Source organism: Bradyrhizobium sp. USDA 4506 (genome assembly GCF_054058795.1).
Genome location: NZ_JBSSBM010000002.1, coordinates 2,951,899 through 2,966,646, shown reverse-complemented (window position 1 = coordinate 2,966,646; position 14,748 = coordinate 2,951,899). Strand labels below are relative to the sequence as shown.

Sequence of the window (14,748 nt, the reverse complement as noted above, 5' to 3'; positions counted from 1 at the left end):
CATGACCGCAACCAGCGGCATGCCGCAGGCCCTTAACGTGATCACGCTGGCGACCTTCGCAGCGAGCCTGTCGGTGCGCGCGCTGGATCCGGTTCTGCCGCATGTCGCTGAGGATTTCGGCGTCAGCATCGCGACGGCGGCGAGCTTTGCCGCGGTGTTCGCCTTTACCTTTGCCGCGGTGCAGCCGGCGATCGGCGCCGCTGCCGACCTGTTCGGCAAGGCGCGGCTGATGACGATCTGCCTCGGACTGCTCGGCGTCGCCAACATTCTCGGCGCGCTCTCGACCTCGTTTCCGATGCTGTTCGTGACCCGCATCCTTGCCGGCGTCGGCTCGGGCGGCGTGTTTCCGGTGGCGCTGTCGCTGACCAGCGATCTGGTCGGTCCGGATAAGCGGCAGCTCGCGATCGGGCGAACGCTGGCGGGCTCGATGACCGGCAATCTGCTCGGTGCCACGGCATCCGGCCTGATCGGCGACTTCCTCGGCTGGCGCGGCGTGCTCGCGGTTCTCGGCGGCCTCGTGATCATCGTCGCGCTGGCGGTTGCCTCCGGCTTCCGCGGCGCCGCGCTGAACCGTCCGCCGCGCACTAGCCTGAAGGCGCTTCGCCACGGTTATCGCACCATCTTCACCAATCCGAATGCCCGCATCTGTTACTCGGCGGTCTTCATCGAAGGCTGCTGCGTGCTCGGGCTGTTTCCCTTCATCGCCTCGTTCCTGTTCGAGCTCGGCGAGACCTCGCTGTCGATCGCCGGCATCGTGATCGCAGGCTTTGCGATCGGCGGATTGCTCTACACGCTGACGGTGTCGCGCCTGCTGCCGTGGATCGGGGTGAGGGGCATGATGGTCGTCGGCGCGACGCTGGTTGCAATCCAATTGGTCGGCGTCGCCTTCGGGCCGCACTGGAAGCTGCAGATGGCGGGCCTCCTGGTGATGGGCCTCGGCTTCTACATGATCCACGGCTGCCTGCAGGTGTTCGCCAGCGAGCTGTCGGTCGAAGCGCGCGCCACCGCGCTGTCGCTGCACTCGTTCTTCTTCTTCATGGGCCAGACCGTCGGCCCGATCGCTTACGGCTTCGGCCTGCAACACGTCGGCAAGACCGCGACGTTGGTGTCAGCCGCCGCCGTGATGGTCGTGCTCGGCTTTATCTGCGCGCGGTTTCTGCGGCAGACCAGGCCCGCCGATGCGCAGACAACCTAGGCGTCCACGCGCCCACCGGCGGTGGCAGACACAACAAGCAGGGAAGCGGGGTGCAGCGTCAGGATGACGCATGTCGCAGCAGCGTTCGGACGACCGCGCATGGCATGAGGATTGCTTATTTCTCGCCATTTGAGGTGAGAGCGTGGACGTCCAGACTGGCTGGCCTATTCGAGGGAATGCGGACGTCAGGACAACGGGATATGGCACCGAGCCTCCACTTCAACGTTTTCTGGCCTCCTGCCACCAAGAATTCAAATCGGACAATTCCGGCGCGCTCGCCGACTACATTCCGGAGCTGAAACGGGCCAACCCGGCGCATTTCGGCATCAGCCTCGTCACCATCGATGGCCATGTCTACGAAGTCGGCGACAGCGCCGCTCCTTTCACCATCCAGTCCGTTTCGAAGGCGTTCGTGTTTGCGCTGGCCCTCGATCTCGTCGGCGAAGCGCGCGTCGCGTCGGCGATCGGCGTCGAGCCGAGCGGTGAGGCATTCAACTCCATCCGGCTGACCAACGACAACAAGCCGTTCAATCCGATGGTCAACGCCGGCGCGATTGCCTGCTCCGGGCTGATCCACGAGGTCGATGGCCGCGCCGCATTCGAGCGCATCCGGGACAAGCTCGGCCAGTTTGCCGGCCGCGAACTCGACGTCGACGACGCGGTCCATGCGTCGGAGACGGCGACCGGCAACCGCAATCGCGCGATCGCCTGGCTGCTGCGCAACTACCTCGTGCTGCAGGACGGCGTCGATGCCGTGCTCGATGTCTATTTCCGGCAATGCGCAATTCTCGTCACCGCGCGCGACCTCGCGGTGATGGCCGCAACGCTCGCCAATCGCGGCGTCAATCCGGTCACCGGCGTCCAGGTGGTGACGCCGCATGTCGTCGCGCGCACGCTGTCGGTGATGACGAGCTCGGGCATGTACGACTATGCCGGCGAGTGGATCTATCGCGTCGGAATGCCCGCCAAGAGTGGGGTCGGCGGCGGCATCGTCGCAGCGCTCCCGTCGCAATTGGGGCTCGGCACCTTTTCGCCGCTGCTCGATGGGCACTTCAACAGCGTGCGAGGCCTGAAGGTTTGCGAGGCGCTGTCGGCGCGATTTGATCTGCATATGCTCAACCGCAGCGGCGACGTCCGCACCTGCATCATCGCCGACTACGACATCTTCGGCATCACCTCCCGCCGCAGCCGCCAGCCGCACGAACAGCAGATCCTCGATGACCGCCACAGTGACACCCGCGTCATCGAGCTGGTGGGGGCGCTCAACTTCGCGTCGATCGACTACGTCACTCGCCGGCTGTCCAGCGAGCCGCCCGGCGCGCCGCTGCTGATCCTAGATTTCCACCGCGTGCCCGACATCACGGCAGCCGGCGCCCAGCTGCTGGCTGAGAAAATCGCCACGCTCGGAAATTCCGGTGTCACCACGATCATCTCCGGTGTCGAGACGACGTCGCCGGTCTGGGCCACGATCCGCGCGCAGATCGAAGAGCCGAAGCGGTTGCGGCATTTTCCGCTGCTCGACGACGCCGTTGAATGGGCCGAGGATCAACTGATCTACCGCTATGGCGGCTTCACCGAGACCAAGGAGACCGCCCATCTCGGCGAGCAGGCGCTCTTGGCCGATCTCGCGCCCGAGGAGATCGCTGCGCTCGCCGAACTCTCGACGCCGCGCCGCTACGACGCCGGCCAACGCATCGTCGTGGCCGGCGAGCCGGCCAATTCGTTGTTCTTCCTGCAAAGCGGGATGGTGAGCGTGAAGCTGCCGAGCGGCGTGCGGCTTGCCTCCCTCGGGCCGGGGATGGAGTTCGGCGAGATGGCGATCATCGAGAGCCACCGCAGCGCCGACGTCTGGGCGGACACGCCGGTCAAATGCCTCGAGCTACCGATCGACAGCTTTGCCGACTATCGTCAGCTCCACCCGCAGATTTCGATGAAGATCATGCGCAATCTTTCCGCACTGCTGGCGCGCCGCCTCATCCTCGCCAATGCCAAGGTCGATCTGCTGAGCGCCTATTGAGACGCCGGATCAGCCCCGGCCTCGATAGGGCGCGACGCCCTGATCGGGAACCCAGACGCCTTTCGGCAGTCGGCCGGTCTGAAAGAACACGTCGATCGGGATACCGCCACGCGGATACCAATAGCCGCCGATGCGCAGCCATTTCGGCTTGATCTCGTCCGAGATGCGCTTGCCGATCATGACGGTGCAATCCTCGTGGAAGGCGCCGTGATTGCGGAAGCTCGCCGCATAGAGTTTCAGCGACTTAGATTCCAGGAGCCATCGGCCCGGCACATAGTCGAGCACCAGATGGGCGAAGTCCGGTTGGCCGGTGATCGGGCAGACCGAGGTGAATTCCGGGATAGCGAAGCGCACCAGATAATCCGTGCCGGCCTGCGGATTGGGGACGCGGTCGAGCACCGCCTTGTCCGGGCTATCCGGCCACGCGACGGCACGGCCGAGTTGCAGGGTTTTCTTCGCCATGGGCCTCATCCTTGTGGGAGCGGCCGAAATGAACGGAAGCGGGCGGTTCGTCAACCGTCCGCGTGCGGGGGCAGGGTGCTACGCGGGCGCGGCAGTCTGGATCAGGACCAAGCGGTCTTGGCCGGATTCACAGCCCCAGACCTCGCCGGGCCGGCCATCGAGTTGCCGGACATTCGCGCCGGCGCGGTCGCTCGGAAAGGCGTTGAAGGTCGCGCCCACCGGATCGAAGCGCATGATCGCGTTGGCCGAGAAATCGGTGAGCCAGACCTTGTCCTTGTCGTCGACATAGACGGCATAGGTCCGTGGATTGCTGCCGGGCAGCTTCCAGGCCCTCCACGTCCCGTCGGCGGGATCGTGCACCGACACGTTGCCGCTGTTCCATTCGCTGACCCAGATCCGCCCCCGCGAATCCGACCACACCCGTCGCGCGCCCTGTTTCGGCGTCGGCGGCTGGGCCACGCTGGCGTTGCCGGTCGCAAGGTCAATCCGTGCGATATAGCTGCCGGCAAGCGAGGCGTACCAGATGTCGCCGTTTGGGGTCACGGTGATGCCGTAGGGGCCGACGCCGCGCGGTGCCTCGAACACCTTCATCTCACCGGATTTCGGATCGAGCCGGCCGTAGAAGCCGGACTGGCCGGTGAACCAGTAGACGCCGCGCTTGTCGAACACGCCGGTATTGAGATTGGCGTCAGCGGCTTTCTCAGGCAGGCGGAACAGCGTCACCTTGTGGTCGCCGGGGTCGACGCGGGCGATCGCATTCTGCCCGCCCTCGGTTACCCATGGCGCGCCGTCGGGGCCGATCGTGACGCCGTGCGGGGCCGCACCCTTGCCGAGGCTGACCAGCTTGAACGCACTGTCGCGCGGATTGAGCCGGCCCAGCGCACCGCTGCGCTGGCCCGTGAACCAGACGGTGCCATCGGGCGCCGGCGTGACATCGTGCAGGCCGGTCCCGGCGTCGACGTTGAAATATTTCACCCGGAACGGCGTCTGGGCATCCTGCGCCTGCGCTCTCTTGGTCAAAATCGCGGCAGTGGTGGAGGCGAGAAACTGGCGACGGTTCATTGCGTTATCCCGGCTTCGTGAAACAATGGGCCAGCACGCGAAGGTAATCCCGACAGCATAAACCCACCACATTGCACCGTCAGACGGGCCGGGCGGGCGGGCCGTTCACATTTGCTTGCGCGCCGTGTATGACGCGGCGCATCAGCCAACCCCATATCGAGAAAGAGCACGTCATGACTGACATCGTCGACATCATCGGCCGCGAAATCCTTGATAGCCGCGGCAACCCCACGGTCGAGGTCGATGTGGTGCTGGAGGATGGGTCAATCGGTCGCGCGGCCGTGCCGTCGGGCGCCTCCACCGGCGCGCATGAGGCGGTGGAACTGCGCGACGGCAACAAGGCGCGCTATCTCGGCAAGGGCGTCGAGAAGGCGGTCGCCGCCATCAACGGTGAGATCTTCGAGGCGCTCAGCGACCAGGCGGTCGAGGAGCAGGTCGCGATCGACCAGATCATGATCGAGCTCGACGGCACGCCGAACAAGAGCCGGCTCGGGGCCAACGCCATCCTCGGCGTCTCGCTGGCCTGCGCCAAGGCCGCCGCCGAATCCTTCGACATGCCGCTGTATCGTTATGTCGGCGGCACCTCGGCGCGGACGCTGCCGGTGCCGATGATGAACATCATCAATGGCGGCGTGCATGCCGACAACCCGATCGACTTCCAGGAGTTCATGATCCTGCCGGTCGGCGCCACGTCGTTCGCCGAGGCGCTACGTTGCGGTTCGGAAATCTTCCACACGCTGCGCGGCGAGCTGAAGAAGGCCGGCCACAACACCAATGTCGGCGACGAGGGCGGCTTCGCGCCGAACCTGCCGTCGGCCGACGCCGCCCTCGAGTTCGTGATGAATGCGATCGGCAAGGCCGGCTACAAGGCGGGCGACGACGTCGTGCTCGGCCTCGACTGCGCCTCCACCGAATTCTTCAAGGAAGGCTCCTACGTCTATGGCGGCGAGAACAAGACCCGCTCGCGCTCCGAGCAGGTGAAGTATCTCGCCGATCTCGTCGGCCGCTATCCGATCGTCACCATCGAGGACGGCATGTCGGAGGACGACATGGACGGCTGGAAGGAGCTGACGGATGCGATCGGCAAGAAGTGTCAGCTGGTCGGTGACGATCTGTTTGTCACCAACGTCACCCGGCTTGCCGACGGCATCAAGAACGGCCGCGCCAATTCGATCCTGGTCAAGGTCAACCAGATCGGCACGCTGACCGAGACGCTTGCGGCGATCGAGATGGCCTACAAGGCCGGCTACACCGCCGTGATGTCGCACCGCTCCGGCGAGACCGAGGATTCCACGATCGCCGATCTTGCGGTCGCCACCAATTGCGGGCAGATCAAGACCGGCTCGCTGGCGCGCTCCGACCGTACCGCCAAGTACAATCAGCTGCTGCGCATCGAGCAGCAGCTCGGCACCCAGGCGAAATACGCGGGCAGGGCGGCCTTGAAGGCGCTGGCGTAGCGCCCCAGCTTGAACGGGATCCAACAAAACGCAAAAGGGAGGTCGGGATGAGCGATGGCAAGAGCGGTCTGCAACTGCGTTCGCTGCTCAAGAAGAATGGCGAGCTCGAGATATCGCTGGTCAATGTCCCGACCCCCGAGCCCGGCCCCGACGAGGTCGTGGTCCGGGTCGAGGCGACCCCGATCAATCCGTCCGACCTCGGTCTTTTGATCGGCCCGGCCGACATGTCGGCCGCCAAGGTCTCCGGCAGCAAGGAATTGCCTGTGGTGGCTGCGCGCGTGCCGGAAGCGGCATTGCCGGGCCTCGCCGCACGGCTCGATGAGTCAATGCCGGTCGGCAATGAAGGTGCCGGCGTCGTGATCAGGACCGGTTCATCGGATGCGGCGAAAGCGCTGATGGGCCGCACGGTCGCGATGATCGGTGGCGCGATGTATGCGCAATACCGCACGTTGCGCGTCAACGAATGCCTGCCGCTGCCCGACGGCACCACGCCGGCGGAAGGCGCGTCCTGCTTCGTCAATCCGCTGACCGCGCTCGGCATGACCGAGACGATGCGGCGCGAGGGGCACAAGGCGCTGGTGCACACCGCGGCGGCGTCCAATCTCGGCCAGATGCTCAACAAGATCTGTCTCAAGGACGGCATCGGCCTCGTCAACATCGTGCGCAACAAGGAGCAGGCGGACATCCTGCACAAGATCGGCGCCAAACACGTCGTCGATTCCTCCGCGCCCGATTTCATGGACAAGCTCACCGGCGCGCTGGTGGAAACCGGCGCCACTATCGCTTTCGATGCGATCGGCGGCGGCAAGCTCGCGGGCCAGATCCTGGTCGCGATGGAGACCGCGATCAACAAGACCGCCAAGGCCTACAGCCGCTACGGCTCGAATGTGCACAAGCAGGTCTATGTCTATGGCAGCCTCGACACCCGCTCGATCGAATTGCCGCGCGGCTTCGGCATGGCCTGGGGCGTCGGCGGCTGGCTGCTGTTCCCGTTCCTGATGAAGATCGGTCCGGAGGCCGGCAACAAGCTGCGCCAGCGCGTGGTGGCCGAACTGAAGACGACTTTCGCCAGTCACTACACCAAGGTGGTCTCGTTGCAGGAGACCCTGCAGCTCGACAACATCGCCGTCTACAACAAGCGCTCGACCGGCGAGAAATTCCTGATCAACCCGAACAAGGGCTGAGGATCGAAACGCAGGGGCCGTCCCGATGGGGGCGGCCTTTTTGCTTTGCATAGACCAATTCCGCGAAACGCTGCGTTTCCGGAATTGGACGATCCATGCACTTGCATCTTTCTTGGTGCGCCGGTAGGTGAGGGGCACCAGTTTCACGCGCAATCCGAGGGGAATTTGCTATGGCCTATAACATCGTCACCATTGTCGGCAGCATCCGCAAACAGAGCTTCTCGCTCAAGATCGCCAATGCGCTGGCCAAGCTTGCACCGGCGTCGCTGAAGCTCGATGTGACGACGCTTCAGGAAATTTCCTTCTTCAACCAGGACCTCGAGGCTGCGCCGCCGGCGGACTGGCTTGCCTTCCGCGAGAAGCTGCAGAAGTCGAACGGCGTGCTGTTCGTGACCCCCGAATACAACCGCTCGATCCCGGGCGTGCTGAAGAACGCCATCGACGTCGCCTCGCGGCCCTACGGCAAGAGCTCGTTCATCGGCAAGCCGATCGGCATCATCGGCAATTCGCCCGGACCGCTCGGCGGCGTCAACGCAGTGAAGCACCTGCAAAACATCCTGCCGGGCATTTCCGGCCCGATCCTCGGTCAGCCGGAAGCCTATCTCAACGGCGTCGGCGATGCCTTCGACGACAACGGCGAACTGACCAAGGAGTCGCTCAAGGGCGTGCTGCAGCAGTATCTCGATGCTTTCGCGGCCTTTATCGAAAAGCAGAACCGCTGAGCAAGAGCCCCGTTCCGATTGAATCGGAACGGGCTCTGAACATGTTTTGACGCGTTTTCCTCACGCGAACCGGTACCCACTTCGCTCGAAAACGCTCTGGTTCAGCGTTCGTTAACCCCATGGCCGCATGCTCGCGGCCATGGTTTCCCGCACACGCCTCAAATCGATTCTGACCGGGCTCGCCCTCTATACGCTGGCGGCGCTGATGGTCGGCTATTTCGGCGTCAACGCCTACACCGGCAAATACGGCTTGAACGCGCGGCAGGAGCTCGATCAGGAGATCATCGCGCTGACCTCCGAGCTGGCGCGGCTGAAGAAGGAGCGGGCCGAGGGCGAGCAGCGGGTGTCGCTGCTGCGGTCGGACCGGGTCGATCCCGACATGTTGGACGAGCGCGCGCGCTTCCAGCTCGACTACGCCAATCCGCGTGACCTCGTTCGGATCAACAAGTAACTGACGACGCGTTCTCAAATTTCAAAATCATTCGCGCGCTATCACAAAAATGTCGCGCTGCGCTGCAGTGCGGCATAGCAAAATTCCATCGGGCGAACGCAATCCTTCCAAGGCGATTTGAGTTGGGTTAGAGAGGGTTCTCCGACTTCTCTCACCCGGAATTGCCATGGCCGCACCCAAGAAAAGCGTCGCAAAAGAATCAGGGCAGGAGAAGGCCGGCTCTCCCCCCGAATTCACCAAGGAGCAGGAGCTCAAGGCACTGCGGGACATGCTCCTGATCCGGCGCTTCGAGGAGAAGGCCGGTCAACTCTACGGCATGGGTGCGATCGGCGGTTTCTGCCATCTCTATATCGGCCAGGAAGCGGTCGTGGTCGGCATGCAGATGGCGCTGAAGCCGGGCGACGAGGTCATAACCGGCTACCGGGACCACGGCCACATGCTGGCCTGCGACATGGAAGCCAAGGGCGTGATGGCCGAATTGACCGGACGCCGCGGCGGCTATTCCCGCGGCAAGGGCGGCTCCATGCACATGTTCAGCAAGGAGAAGCACTTTTATGGCGGTCACGGAATCGTGGGCGCGCAGGTCTCGCTCGGCACCGGCCTTGCGTTCGCCAACCGCTATCGCGGCAACGATAACGTCAGCGTGACCTATTTCGGCGACGGCGCGGCCAACCAGGGCCAGGTCTATGAAAGCTTCAACATGGCGGAGCTGTGGAAGCTGCCGGTGATCTACGTGATCGAGAACAACCGCTATGCGATGGGCACCTCGGTGTCGCGCGCATCGGCCCAGCAGGACTTCTCCAAGCGCGGCGCCTCCTTCAACATTCCGGGCAGGCAGGTCGACGGCATGGACGTGCGCGCCGTCAAGGCCGCCGCCGATGAGGCCGTGGCCTGGTGCCGCGGCGGCAACGGTCCGATGATTCTGGAGATGCAGACCTACCGCTACCGCGGCCACTCGATGTCCGATCCGGCGAAGTACCGCACGCGCGAGGAGGTCGAGAAGGTGCGTCACGACCAGGACCCGATCGAGCAGGTGCGCAATCGCTTGCTGGCCTCGGGCGCCAGCGAGCAGGACCTCAAGGCGATCGACGCCCAGGTGCGCGAGATCGTCAACGAGGCCGCCGACTTCGCGCAGCACGATCCGGAGCCGGATCCAGCCGAGCTCTACACCGACATCTACCGCTGACCCCACCCGCGCAGACGAATTTCAAGACCGATTTCGGGAGCCGATATGCCCATTCAAGTGCTGATGCCTGCGCTGTCGCCCACCATGGAGAAGGGCAACCTCGCCAAATGGCTGAAAAAGGAAGGCGAGACCATCAAGTCCGGTGACGTCATCGCCGAGATCGAGACCGACAAGGCGACGATGGAGGTCGAGGCAACCGACGAGGGCACGCTCGGCAAGATCCTGATTCCGGAAGGCACCGCGGACGTTGCGGTGAACACGCCGATCGCCACCATTCTCGTCGACGGCGAAAGCGCCGCCGACCTCGCCAAGGCGCCGGCGGCACCGGCGCCGCAGCCGAAGGCCGCCGAGGCCGCGCCTGCCGAAGCCAAGGCGGAAGCGCCGCAGCCCGCGGCGAAGGCGCCGGCCGCGCCCGCGACCGAGCCACTGCCTGATCCGGAAATCCCCGCGGGGACCGAGATGGTCACGCAGACCATTCGCGAGGCGCTGCGCGATGCGATGGCCGAGGAGATGCGCCGCGACGGCGACGTCTTCATCATGGGCGAGGAGGTCGCGGAATATCAGGGCGCCTACAAGGTGACACAGGGCCTGTTGCAGGAATTCGGCGCCCGCCGCGTGATCGACACGCCGATCACCGAGCACGGCTTTGCCGGCGTCGGCGTCGGCGCGGCGATGGCGGGCTTGAAGCCGATCGTCGAGTTCATGACCTTCAACTTCGCCATGCAGGCGATCGACCAGATCATCAACTCCGCCGCCAAGACGCTCTATATGTCCGGCGGCCAGATGGGATGCTCGATCGTGTTCCGCGGCCCGAACGGCGCCGCCGCGCGTGTCGCCGCGCAGCACAGCCAGGACTATGCGGCGTGGTACTCGCAGATCCCGGGCCTCAAGGTGATCGCGCCGTATTCGGCCGCCGATTACAAGGGCCTGCTCAAGGCCGCGATCCGCGATCCCAATCCGGTGATCTTCCTCGAGAACGAGGTGCTGTACGGCCACACCGGTGAGGTGCCGAAGCTGGCTGATTTCGTGGTGCCGATCGGCAAGGCGCGGATTGCCCGCGCCGGCAAGGACGTCACCATCGTCTCCTGGGCGATGGGCATGTCCTATGCGCTGAAGGCTGCCGACGAACTCGCCAAGGAAGGTATCGAGGCCGAGGTCGTCGATCTCCGCACCATCCGTCCGATGGATACCGAGACCATCATCAACTCGGTGAAGAAGACCGGCCGCGCGGTGACGGTCGAGGAGGGCTGGCAGCAGAGCGGCGTCGGCTCCGAGGTCGCCGCGCGCATCATGGAGCACGCCTTCGACTATCTCGACGCGCCGGTGGCGCGCGTCTCCGGCAAGGACGTGCCGATGCCTTATGCCGCCAACCTTGAAAAGCTTGCTCTGCCCTCCGTCGCCGAGGTGGTCGCCGCCGCCAAGGCCGTATCCTACCGGTAACGCCGATGACCGGTCCCAAGGAGCAGCCGCTGCCCCCTGACGTGATGGGCCGCGACGATGCCATTGAAGTGCTGCGCGCCTTCGTCGTCGATGGCGGCCTGTCGATCGCGTTCCAGCGCGCTTTCGAGGAGCCGGACATGTGGGGGCTGATGCTGGTCGACATCGCCCGCCATGCCGCGCGCGCCTATGCGCGCGAGAGCGAATACACCGAGGACGAGGCGCTCGCGCGCATCGTCGAGATGTTCGAAGCCGAAATCGCCCGGCCGACCGACATGGGCCAAACCAAACCGCGGTCGCAACAAGGTCACTGACAATGCCGATCAATATTCTCATGCCCGCGCTGTCGCCGACGATGGAAAAGGGCAACCTCGCCAAGTGGCTCAAGAAAGAGGGCGACAAGGTCAAGTCCGGCGACGTGATCGCGGAGATCGAGACCGACAAGGCGACGATGGAAGTCGAGGCGGTCGATGAAGGCACGATCGCCAAGATCCTGGTGCCGGAGGGCACGCAGGACGTGCCGGTCAACGACGTCATCGCCGTCATGGCCGGCGACGGGGAGGATGTGAAGGCGGCAGCCAGCGCCGGAGCGGGTGCCGCACCGGCCGCTAAACCCGCCGAGGCGCCGAAGCCCGCCGCCCAGGCCGCGCCTGCGGCGGCTCCCGCACCGGCGGCGGCGCCTGCGCCGAAGCCGGCCGCAGCGCCAGCGCCGGCAGCGGCGCCTCAGGCTGCTGCACCGGCCGCGCAGGCTAACGGCCACGCCCGGGTGTTCTCATCGCCCCTGGCGCGCCGGCTGGCAAAGGAAGCCGGCATCGATCTTACCCGCATCACCGGCACCGGCCCGCATGGCCGGGTCATCGCGCGCGACGTCGACGAGGCCAAGTCCGGCAAAGGCCTGAAGGCGCCGGCGGCAGCGCCCGCCGCGGGACCGAGCATCGCGCCGTCAATGTCGGACAAGCAGATCCTCGCGCTGTTCGAGCCGGGCTCCTACGAGGTGGTGCCGCATGACGGCATGCGCCGCACCATCGCGCAGCGTCTCACCGCCTCGGTGCAGAACGTCCCGCACTTCTACCTCACCATCGACTGCGACATCGGCAAGCTGCTCGCCGCGCGCGAGGAGATCAACGCCGCAGCGCCGAAGGACAAGGAGAAGAAGCCGCTCTACAAGATCTCGGTCAACGACTTCGTCATCAAGGCGATGGCGGTCGCGCTGCAGAAGATTCCGAACTGCAACGTCAGCTGGACCGAAGGCGGCATGCTCAAGCACAAGCATTCCGACGTCGGCGTCGCGGTGGCGATGCCGGGCGGCCTGATCACGCCGATCATCCGCAAGGCCGAGACCAAGACGCTCTCGACCATCTCCAACGAGATGAAGGATTTCGCCGCCCGCGCCCGCGCCCGCAAGCTGAAGCCGGAGGAATATCAGGGCGGCACCACCGCGGTCTCCAACCTCGGCATGTACGGCATCAACCACTTCACCGCCGTGATCAACCCGCCGCACGCCTCGATCCTCGCGGTCGGCACTTCGGAGGAGCGTCCGGTGGTGCGCGGCGGCAAGATCGAGATCGCGCACATGATGAGCGTGACCCTGTCGTGCGATCACCGCGCGATCGACGGCGCGCTAGGCGCCGAGCTGATCGGTGCCTTCAAGCAGCTGATCGAAAACCCCGTGATGATGATGGTGTGACGGGCATCCGCCATGTACGCGATCGTCGGTCCGTACGTCCTGCTCGCCGCTATCGCCGTCGCGTTGCTCGTCGCGGTCAACCGCGACCTGATATCGACGATCCAGTTCAGGATCATGATGATCGGCGCCGCGGTGCTGGCGCTGGCGTGGTCCGTGTTCCTCGGTGCGGTATGGCGGGAGTACGGATGAATGGCCGGCACGGCTTGCACGCGCTGGCTCTGGATCTCGCTGTTGCTGTCGGCCGCACTGGTGCTCAATCCGGTCGGATTGGATCTTCTGCACTCCGCGTTCTTCGCCGGCGAACAGCTGGCGCGGAACATCGCCCAGCCGATCGTGCTGACGGCCCTGGCCATCATGGCCGTGGTGATCGGGCTCGAATGGCTGGTCAGGTCATTGATCGCAAGAAGCCGCGCCCGCGGCGTCACACGTTGAGTTGAACGGGAGCCGCCATGGCCGACACATCCTTTGACGTCATCATCATCGGCTCCGGCCCCGGCGGCTACGTGACCGCGATCCGTGCCGCGCAGCTCGGTTTCAAGACCGCGATCGTCGAGAAATCCTATCTCGGCGGCATCTGCCTGAACTGGGGCTGCATTCCGACCAAGGCGCTGCTGCGCTCCGCCGAGATCTATCACTACATGCAGCACGCCAAGGATTACGGGTTGTCGGCCGACAATGTCTCGTTCGATCCGAAGGCGGTGGTGCAGCGCTCGCGCGGCGTCTCGAAGCGCCTCAATGACGGCGTCGGCTTCCTGATGAAGAAGAACAAGGTCACGGTGATCTGGGGCGAGGCCACGATCGACGCGCCCGGCAAGATCACGGTGAAGAAGTCGGCGGTCGAGGCGCCGAAGGGCGCCAGCGGCGAGGGCAGCTATCAGGCCAAGCACATCATCGTGGCGACCGGCGCGCGGCCGCGCGTGCTGCCCGGGCTCGAGCCCGACAAGAAGCTGATCTGGACCTATTTCGAGGCGATGGTGCCGGAGCGGATGCCGAAGTCGCTGCTGGTGGTCGGCTCCGGCGCGATCGGCATCGAGTTCGCCTCGTTCTTCCACACCATGGGCGCCGACGTCACCGTGGTCGAGGTGCTGCCGCAGATTCTCCCGGTCGAGGATGCGGAAATCGCAGGGCTCGCCCGCAAGCGGTTTGAGAAGATGGGGATCAAGATACTCACCTCGACCAAGGTGACAAAGCTCGAGAAGAAGGCCGACAGCGTGGTTGCGACCATCGACGACGGCAAGGAGAAGCCGCAAGCGGTGGAGTTCGAGCGCGTGATTTCGGCGGTCGGCGTGGTCGGCAATATCGAGAATCTCGGGCTGGAGAAGCTTGGCGTCAAAACCGATCGCGGCTGCATCGTGATCGACGGCCTCGGCAAGACCAACGTTCCCGGCATCTATGCGATCGGCGACGTCGCGGGACCGCCGATGCTCGCGCACAAGGCCGAGCATGAGGGCGTGATCTGCATCGAGGCGATCAAGGGCCTGCATCCGCATCCGATGGACAAGCTGATGATCCCGGGCTGCACCTACTGCAACCCGCAGGTCGCCTCCGTCGGCCTCACCGAGGCCAAGGCCAAGGAAGACGGCCGCGAGATCCGGGTCGGCCGCTTCCCGTTCGTCGGCAACGGCAAGGCGATCGCGCTCGGCGAGGACCAGGGCCTCGTCAAGGTGATCTTCGACAAGAAGACCGGCCAGCTGCTCGGCGCACACATGATCGGCGCCGAGGTCACCGAGCTGATCCAGGGCTACGTCGTGGCGATGAATCTGGAGACCACGGAAGAGGAACTGATGCACACCGTGTTCCCGCATCCGACCTTGTCGGAAATGATGAAGGAAGCGGTGCTCGACGCCTACGGGCGGGTGCTGAATATTTGAGTGGCCGAATTCAGCTC

At 64.9% G+C, this 14,748-nt stretch carries 15 protein-coding genes; 13 read left to right on the top strand and 2 right to left on the bottom strand.

The window, feature by feature from the left end:
• Position 1 precedes the first annotated feature (1 nt).
• Positions 2 to 1,195, top strand: a complete 1,194-nt coding sequence (locus ACVIHF_RS16110) for an MFS transporter (protein WP_456780469.1) — start codon at positions 2 to 4, stop codon at positions 1,193 to 1,195.
• Positions 1,196 to 1,361: 166 nt separating this feature from the next.
• Positions 1,362 to 3,212 (top strand): glutaminase A, encoded by a 1,851-nt coding sequence (gene glsA / locus ACVIHF_RS16105; protein ID WP_456781907.1) that lies wholly within the window; start codon positions 1,362 to 1,364, stop codon positions 3,210 to 3,212.
• 9 nt (positions 3,213 to 3,221) lie between these two features.
• Here the strand turns inward: glsA and queF are convergent, their stop codons facing one another.
• Both queF and ACVIHF_RS16095 read right to left on the bottom strand, forming a co-directional pair.
• A complete protein-coding gene (queF, locus tag ACVIHF_RS16100) occupies positions 3,222 to 3,683 on the bottom strand; it encodes a preQ(1) synthase (protein ID WP_092083871.1) in 462 nt (153 codons plus the stop codon).
• A 69-nt stretch (positions 3,684 to 3,752) separates the two neighbouring features.
• Positions 3,753 to 4,736: a Vgb family protein gene (locus ACVIHF_RS16095; RefSeq protein WP_456780470.1), complete on the bottom strand. Its 984-nt coding sequence runs from the start codon at positions 4,734 to 4,736 to the stop codon at positions 3,753 to 3,755.
• A 173-nt stretch (positions 4,737 to 4,909) separates the two neighbouring features.
• Here ACVIHF_RS16095 and eno point away from each other — a divergent pair, with 173 nt between their 5' ends.
• The 11 genes from eno to lpdA all read left to right on the top strand — a co-directional run bounded on the left by eno (position 4,910) and on the right by lpdA (position 14,731).
• On the top strand, positions 4,910 to 6,193 hold the full coding sequence (gene eno / locus ACVIHF_RS16090) for a phosphopyruvate hydratase (RefSeq protein ID WP_057016595.1): 1,284 nt from the start codon (positions 4,910 to 4,912) through the stop codon (positions 6,191 to 6,193).
• A gap of 47 nt (positions 6,194 to 6,240) precedes the next feature.
• Positions 6,241 to 7,377, top strand: a complete 1,137-nt coding sequence (locus tag ACVIHF_RS16085) for a zinc-binding dehydrogenase (protein ID WP_456780471.1) — start codon at positions 6,241 to 6,243, stop codon at positions 7,375 to 7,377.
• A gap of 170 nt (positions 7,378 to 7,547) precedes the next feature.
• Positions 7,548 to 8,099 carry an NADPH-dependent FMN reductase gene (locus ACVIHF_RS16080; protein ID WP_212057694.1) on the top strand — a complete coding sequence of 184 codons (552 nt, stop codon included), beginning with the start codon at positions 7,548 to 7,550 and terminating at the stop codon, positions 8,097 to 8,099.
• A gap of 139 nt (positions 8,100 to 8,238) precedes the next feature.
• Complete coding sequence (locus tag ACVIHF_RS16075) at positions 8,239 to 8,550, top strand: FtsB family cell division protein (protein ID WP_028334062.1); 312 nt, start codon at positions 8,239 to 8,241, stop codon at positions 8,548 to 8,550.
• Positions 8,551 to 8,716: 166 nt separating this feature from the next.
• The gene (pdhA, locus tag ACVIHF_RS16070) at positions 8,717 to 9,736 is read left to right on the top strand and encodes a pyruvate dehydrogenase (acetyl-transferring) E1 component subunit alpha (protein WP_092083877.1); all 1,020 of its coding nucleotides are present in this window, start codon (positions 8,717 to 8,719) and stop codon (positions 9,734 to 9,736) included.
• 45 nt (positions 9,737 to 9,781) lie between these two features.
• Complete coding sequence (locus tag ACVIHF_RS16065) at positions 9,782 to 11,176, top strand: pyruvate dehydrogenase complex E1 component subunit beta (protein ID WP_028334064.1); 1,395 nt, start codon at positions 9,782 to 9,784, stop codon at positions 11,174 to 11,176.
• A gap of 5 nt (positions 11,177 to 11,181) precedes the next feature.
• Positions 11,182 to 11,487 carry a DUF5076 domain-containing protein gene (locus tag ACVIHF_RS16060; protein WP_456780472.1) on the top strand — a complete coding sequence of 102 codons (306 nt, stop codon included), beginning with the start codon at positions 11,182 to 11,184 and terminating at the stop codon, positions 11,485 to 11,487.
• Positions 11,488 to 11,489: 2 nt separating this feature from the next.
• A complete protein-coding gene (locus ACVIHF_RS16055) occupies positions 11,490 to 12,860 on the top strand; it encodes a pyruvate dehydrogenase complex dihydrolipoamide acetyltransferase (RefSeq protein WP_456780473.1) in 1,371 nt (456 codons plus the stop codon).
• Between the two features lie 12 nt (positions 12,861 to 12,872).
• On the top strand, positions 12,873 to 13,049 hold the full coding sequence (locus ACVIHF_RS16050; protein ID WP_168858567.1) for a hypothetical protein: 177 nt from the start codon (positions 12,873 to 12,875) through the stop codon (positions 13,047 to 13,049).
• Positions 13,050 to 13,292, top strand: coding sequence for a hypothetical protein (locus ACVIHF_RS16045; protein ID WP_456780474.1), 243 nt, complete (start codon positions 13,050 to 13,052; stop codon positions 13,290 to 13,292).
• A gap of 17 nt (positions 13,293 to 13,309) precedes the next feature.
• Positions 13,310 to 14,731 (top strand): dihydrolipoyl dehydrogenase, encoded by a 1,422-nt coding sequence (gene lpdA, locus ACVIHF_RS16040; RefSeq protein WP_076825475.1) that lies wholly within the window; start codon positions 13,310 to 13,312, stop codon positions 14,729 to 14,731.
• Positions 14,732 to 14,748 lie beyond the last annotated feature (17 nt).

Bases quoted from the DNA above. Each gene is read 5' to 3' on its own strand.
- pdhA (WP_092083877.1), top strand. From the start codon at position 8,717: ATGGCCGCACCCAAGAAAAGCGTCGCAAAAGAATCAGGGCAGGAGAAG.
- ACVIHF_RS16060 (WP_456780472.1), top strand. From the start codon at position 11,182: ATGACCGGTCCCAAGGAGCAGCCGCTGCCCCCTGACGTGATGGGCCGC.
- eno (WP_057016595.1), top strand. From the start codon at position 4,910: ATGACTGACATCGTCGACATCATCGGCCGCGAAATCCTTGATAGCCGC.
- ACVIHF_RS16045 (WP_456780474.1), top strand. From the start codon at position 13,050: ATGGCCGGCACGGCTTGCACGCGCTGGCTCTGGATCTCGCTGTTGCTG.
- ACVIHF_RS16095 (WP_456780470.1), bottom strand. From the start codon at position 4,736: ATGAACCGTCGCCAGTTTCTCGCCTCCACCACTGCCGCGATTTTGACC.
- ACVIHF_RS16110 (WP_456780469.1), top strand. From the start codon at position 2: ATGACCGCAACCAGCGGCATGCCGCAGGCCCTTAACGTGATCACGCTG.
- ACVIHF_RS16055 (WP_456780473.1), top strand. From the start codon at position 11,490: ATGCCGATCAATATTCTCATGCCCGCGCTGTCGCCGACGATGGAAAAG.
- lpdA (WP_076825475.1), top strand. From the start codon at position 13,310: ATGGCCGACACATCCTTTGACGTCATCATCATCGGCTCCGGCCCCGGC.
- ACVIHF_RS16065 (WP_028334064.1), top strand. From the start codon at position 9,782: ATGCCCATTCAAGTGCTGATGCCTGCGCTGTCGCCCACCATGGAGAAG.
- queF (WP_092083871.1), bottom strand. From the start codon at position 3,683: ATGAGGCCCATGGCGAAGAAAACCCTGCAACTCGGCCGTGCCGTCGCG.
- ACVIHF_RS16085 (WP_456780471.1), top strand. From the start codon at position 6,241: ATGAGCGATGGCAAGAGCGGTCTGCAACTGCGTTCGCTGCTCAAGAAG.
- ACVIHF_RS16080 (WP_212057694.1), top strand. From the start codon at position 7,548: ATGGCCTATAACATCGTCACCATTGTCGGCAGCATCCGCAAACAGAGC.
- ACVIHF_RS16050 (WP_168858567.1), top strand. From the start codon at position 12,873: ATGTACGCGATCGTCGGTCCGTACGTCCTGCTCGCCGCTATCGCCGTC.
- ACVIHF_RS16075 (WP_028334062.1), top strand. From the start codon at position 8,239: ATGGTTTCCCGCACACGCCTCAAATCGATTCTGACCGGGCTCGCCCTC.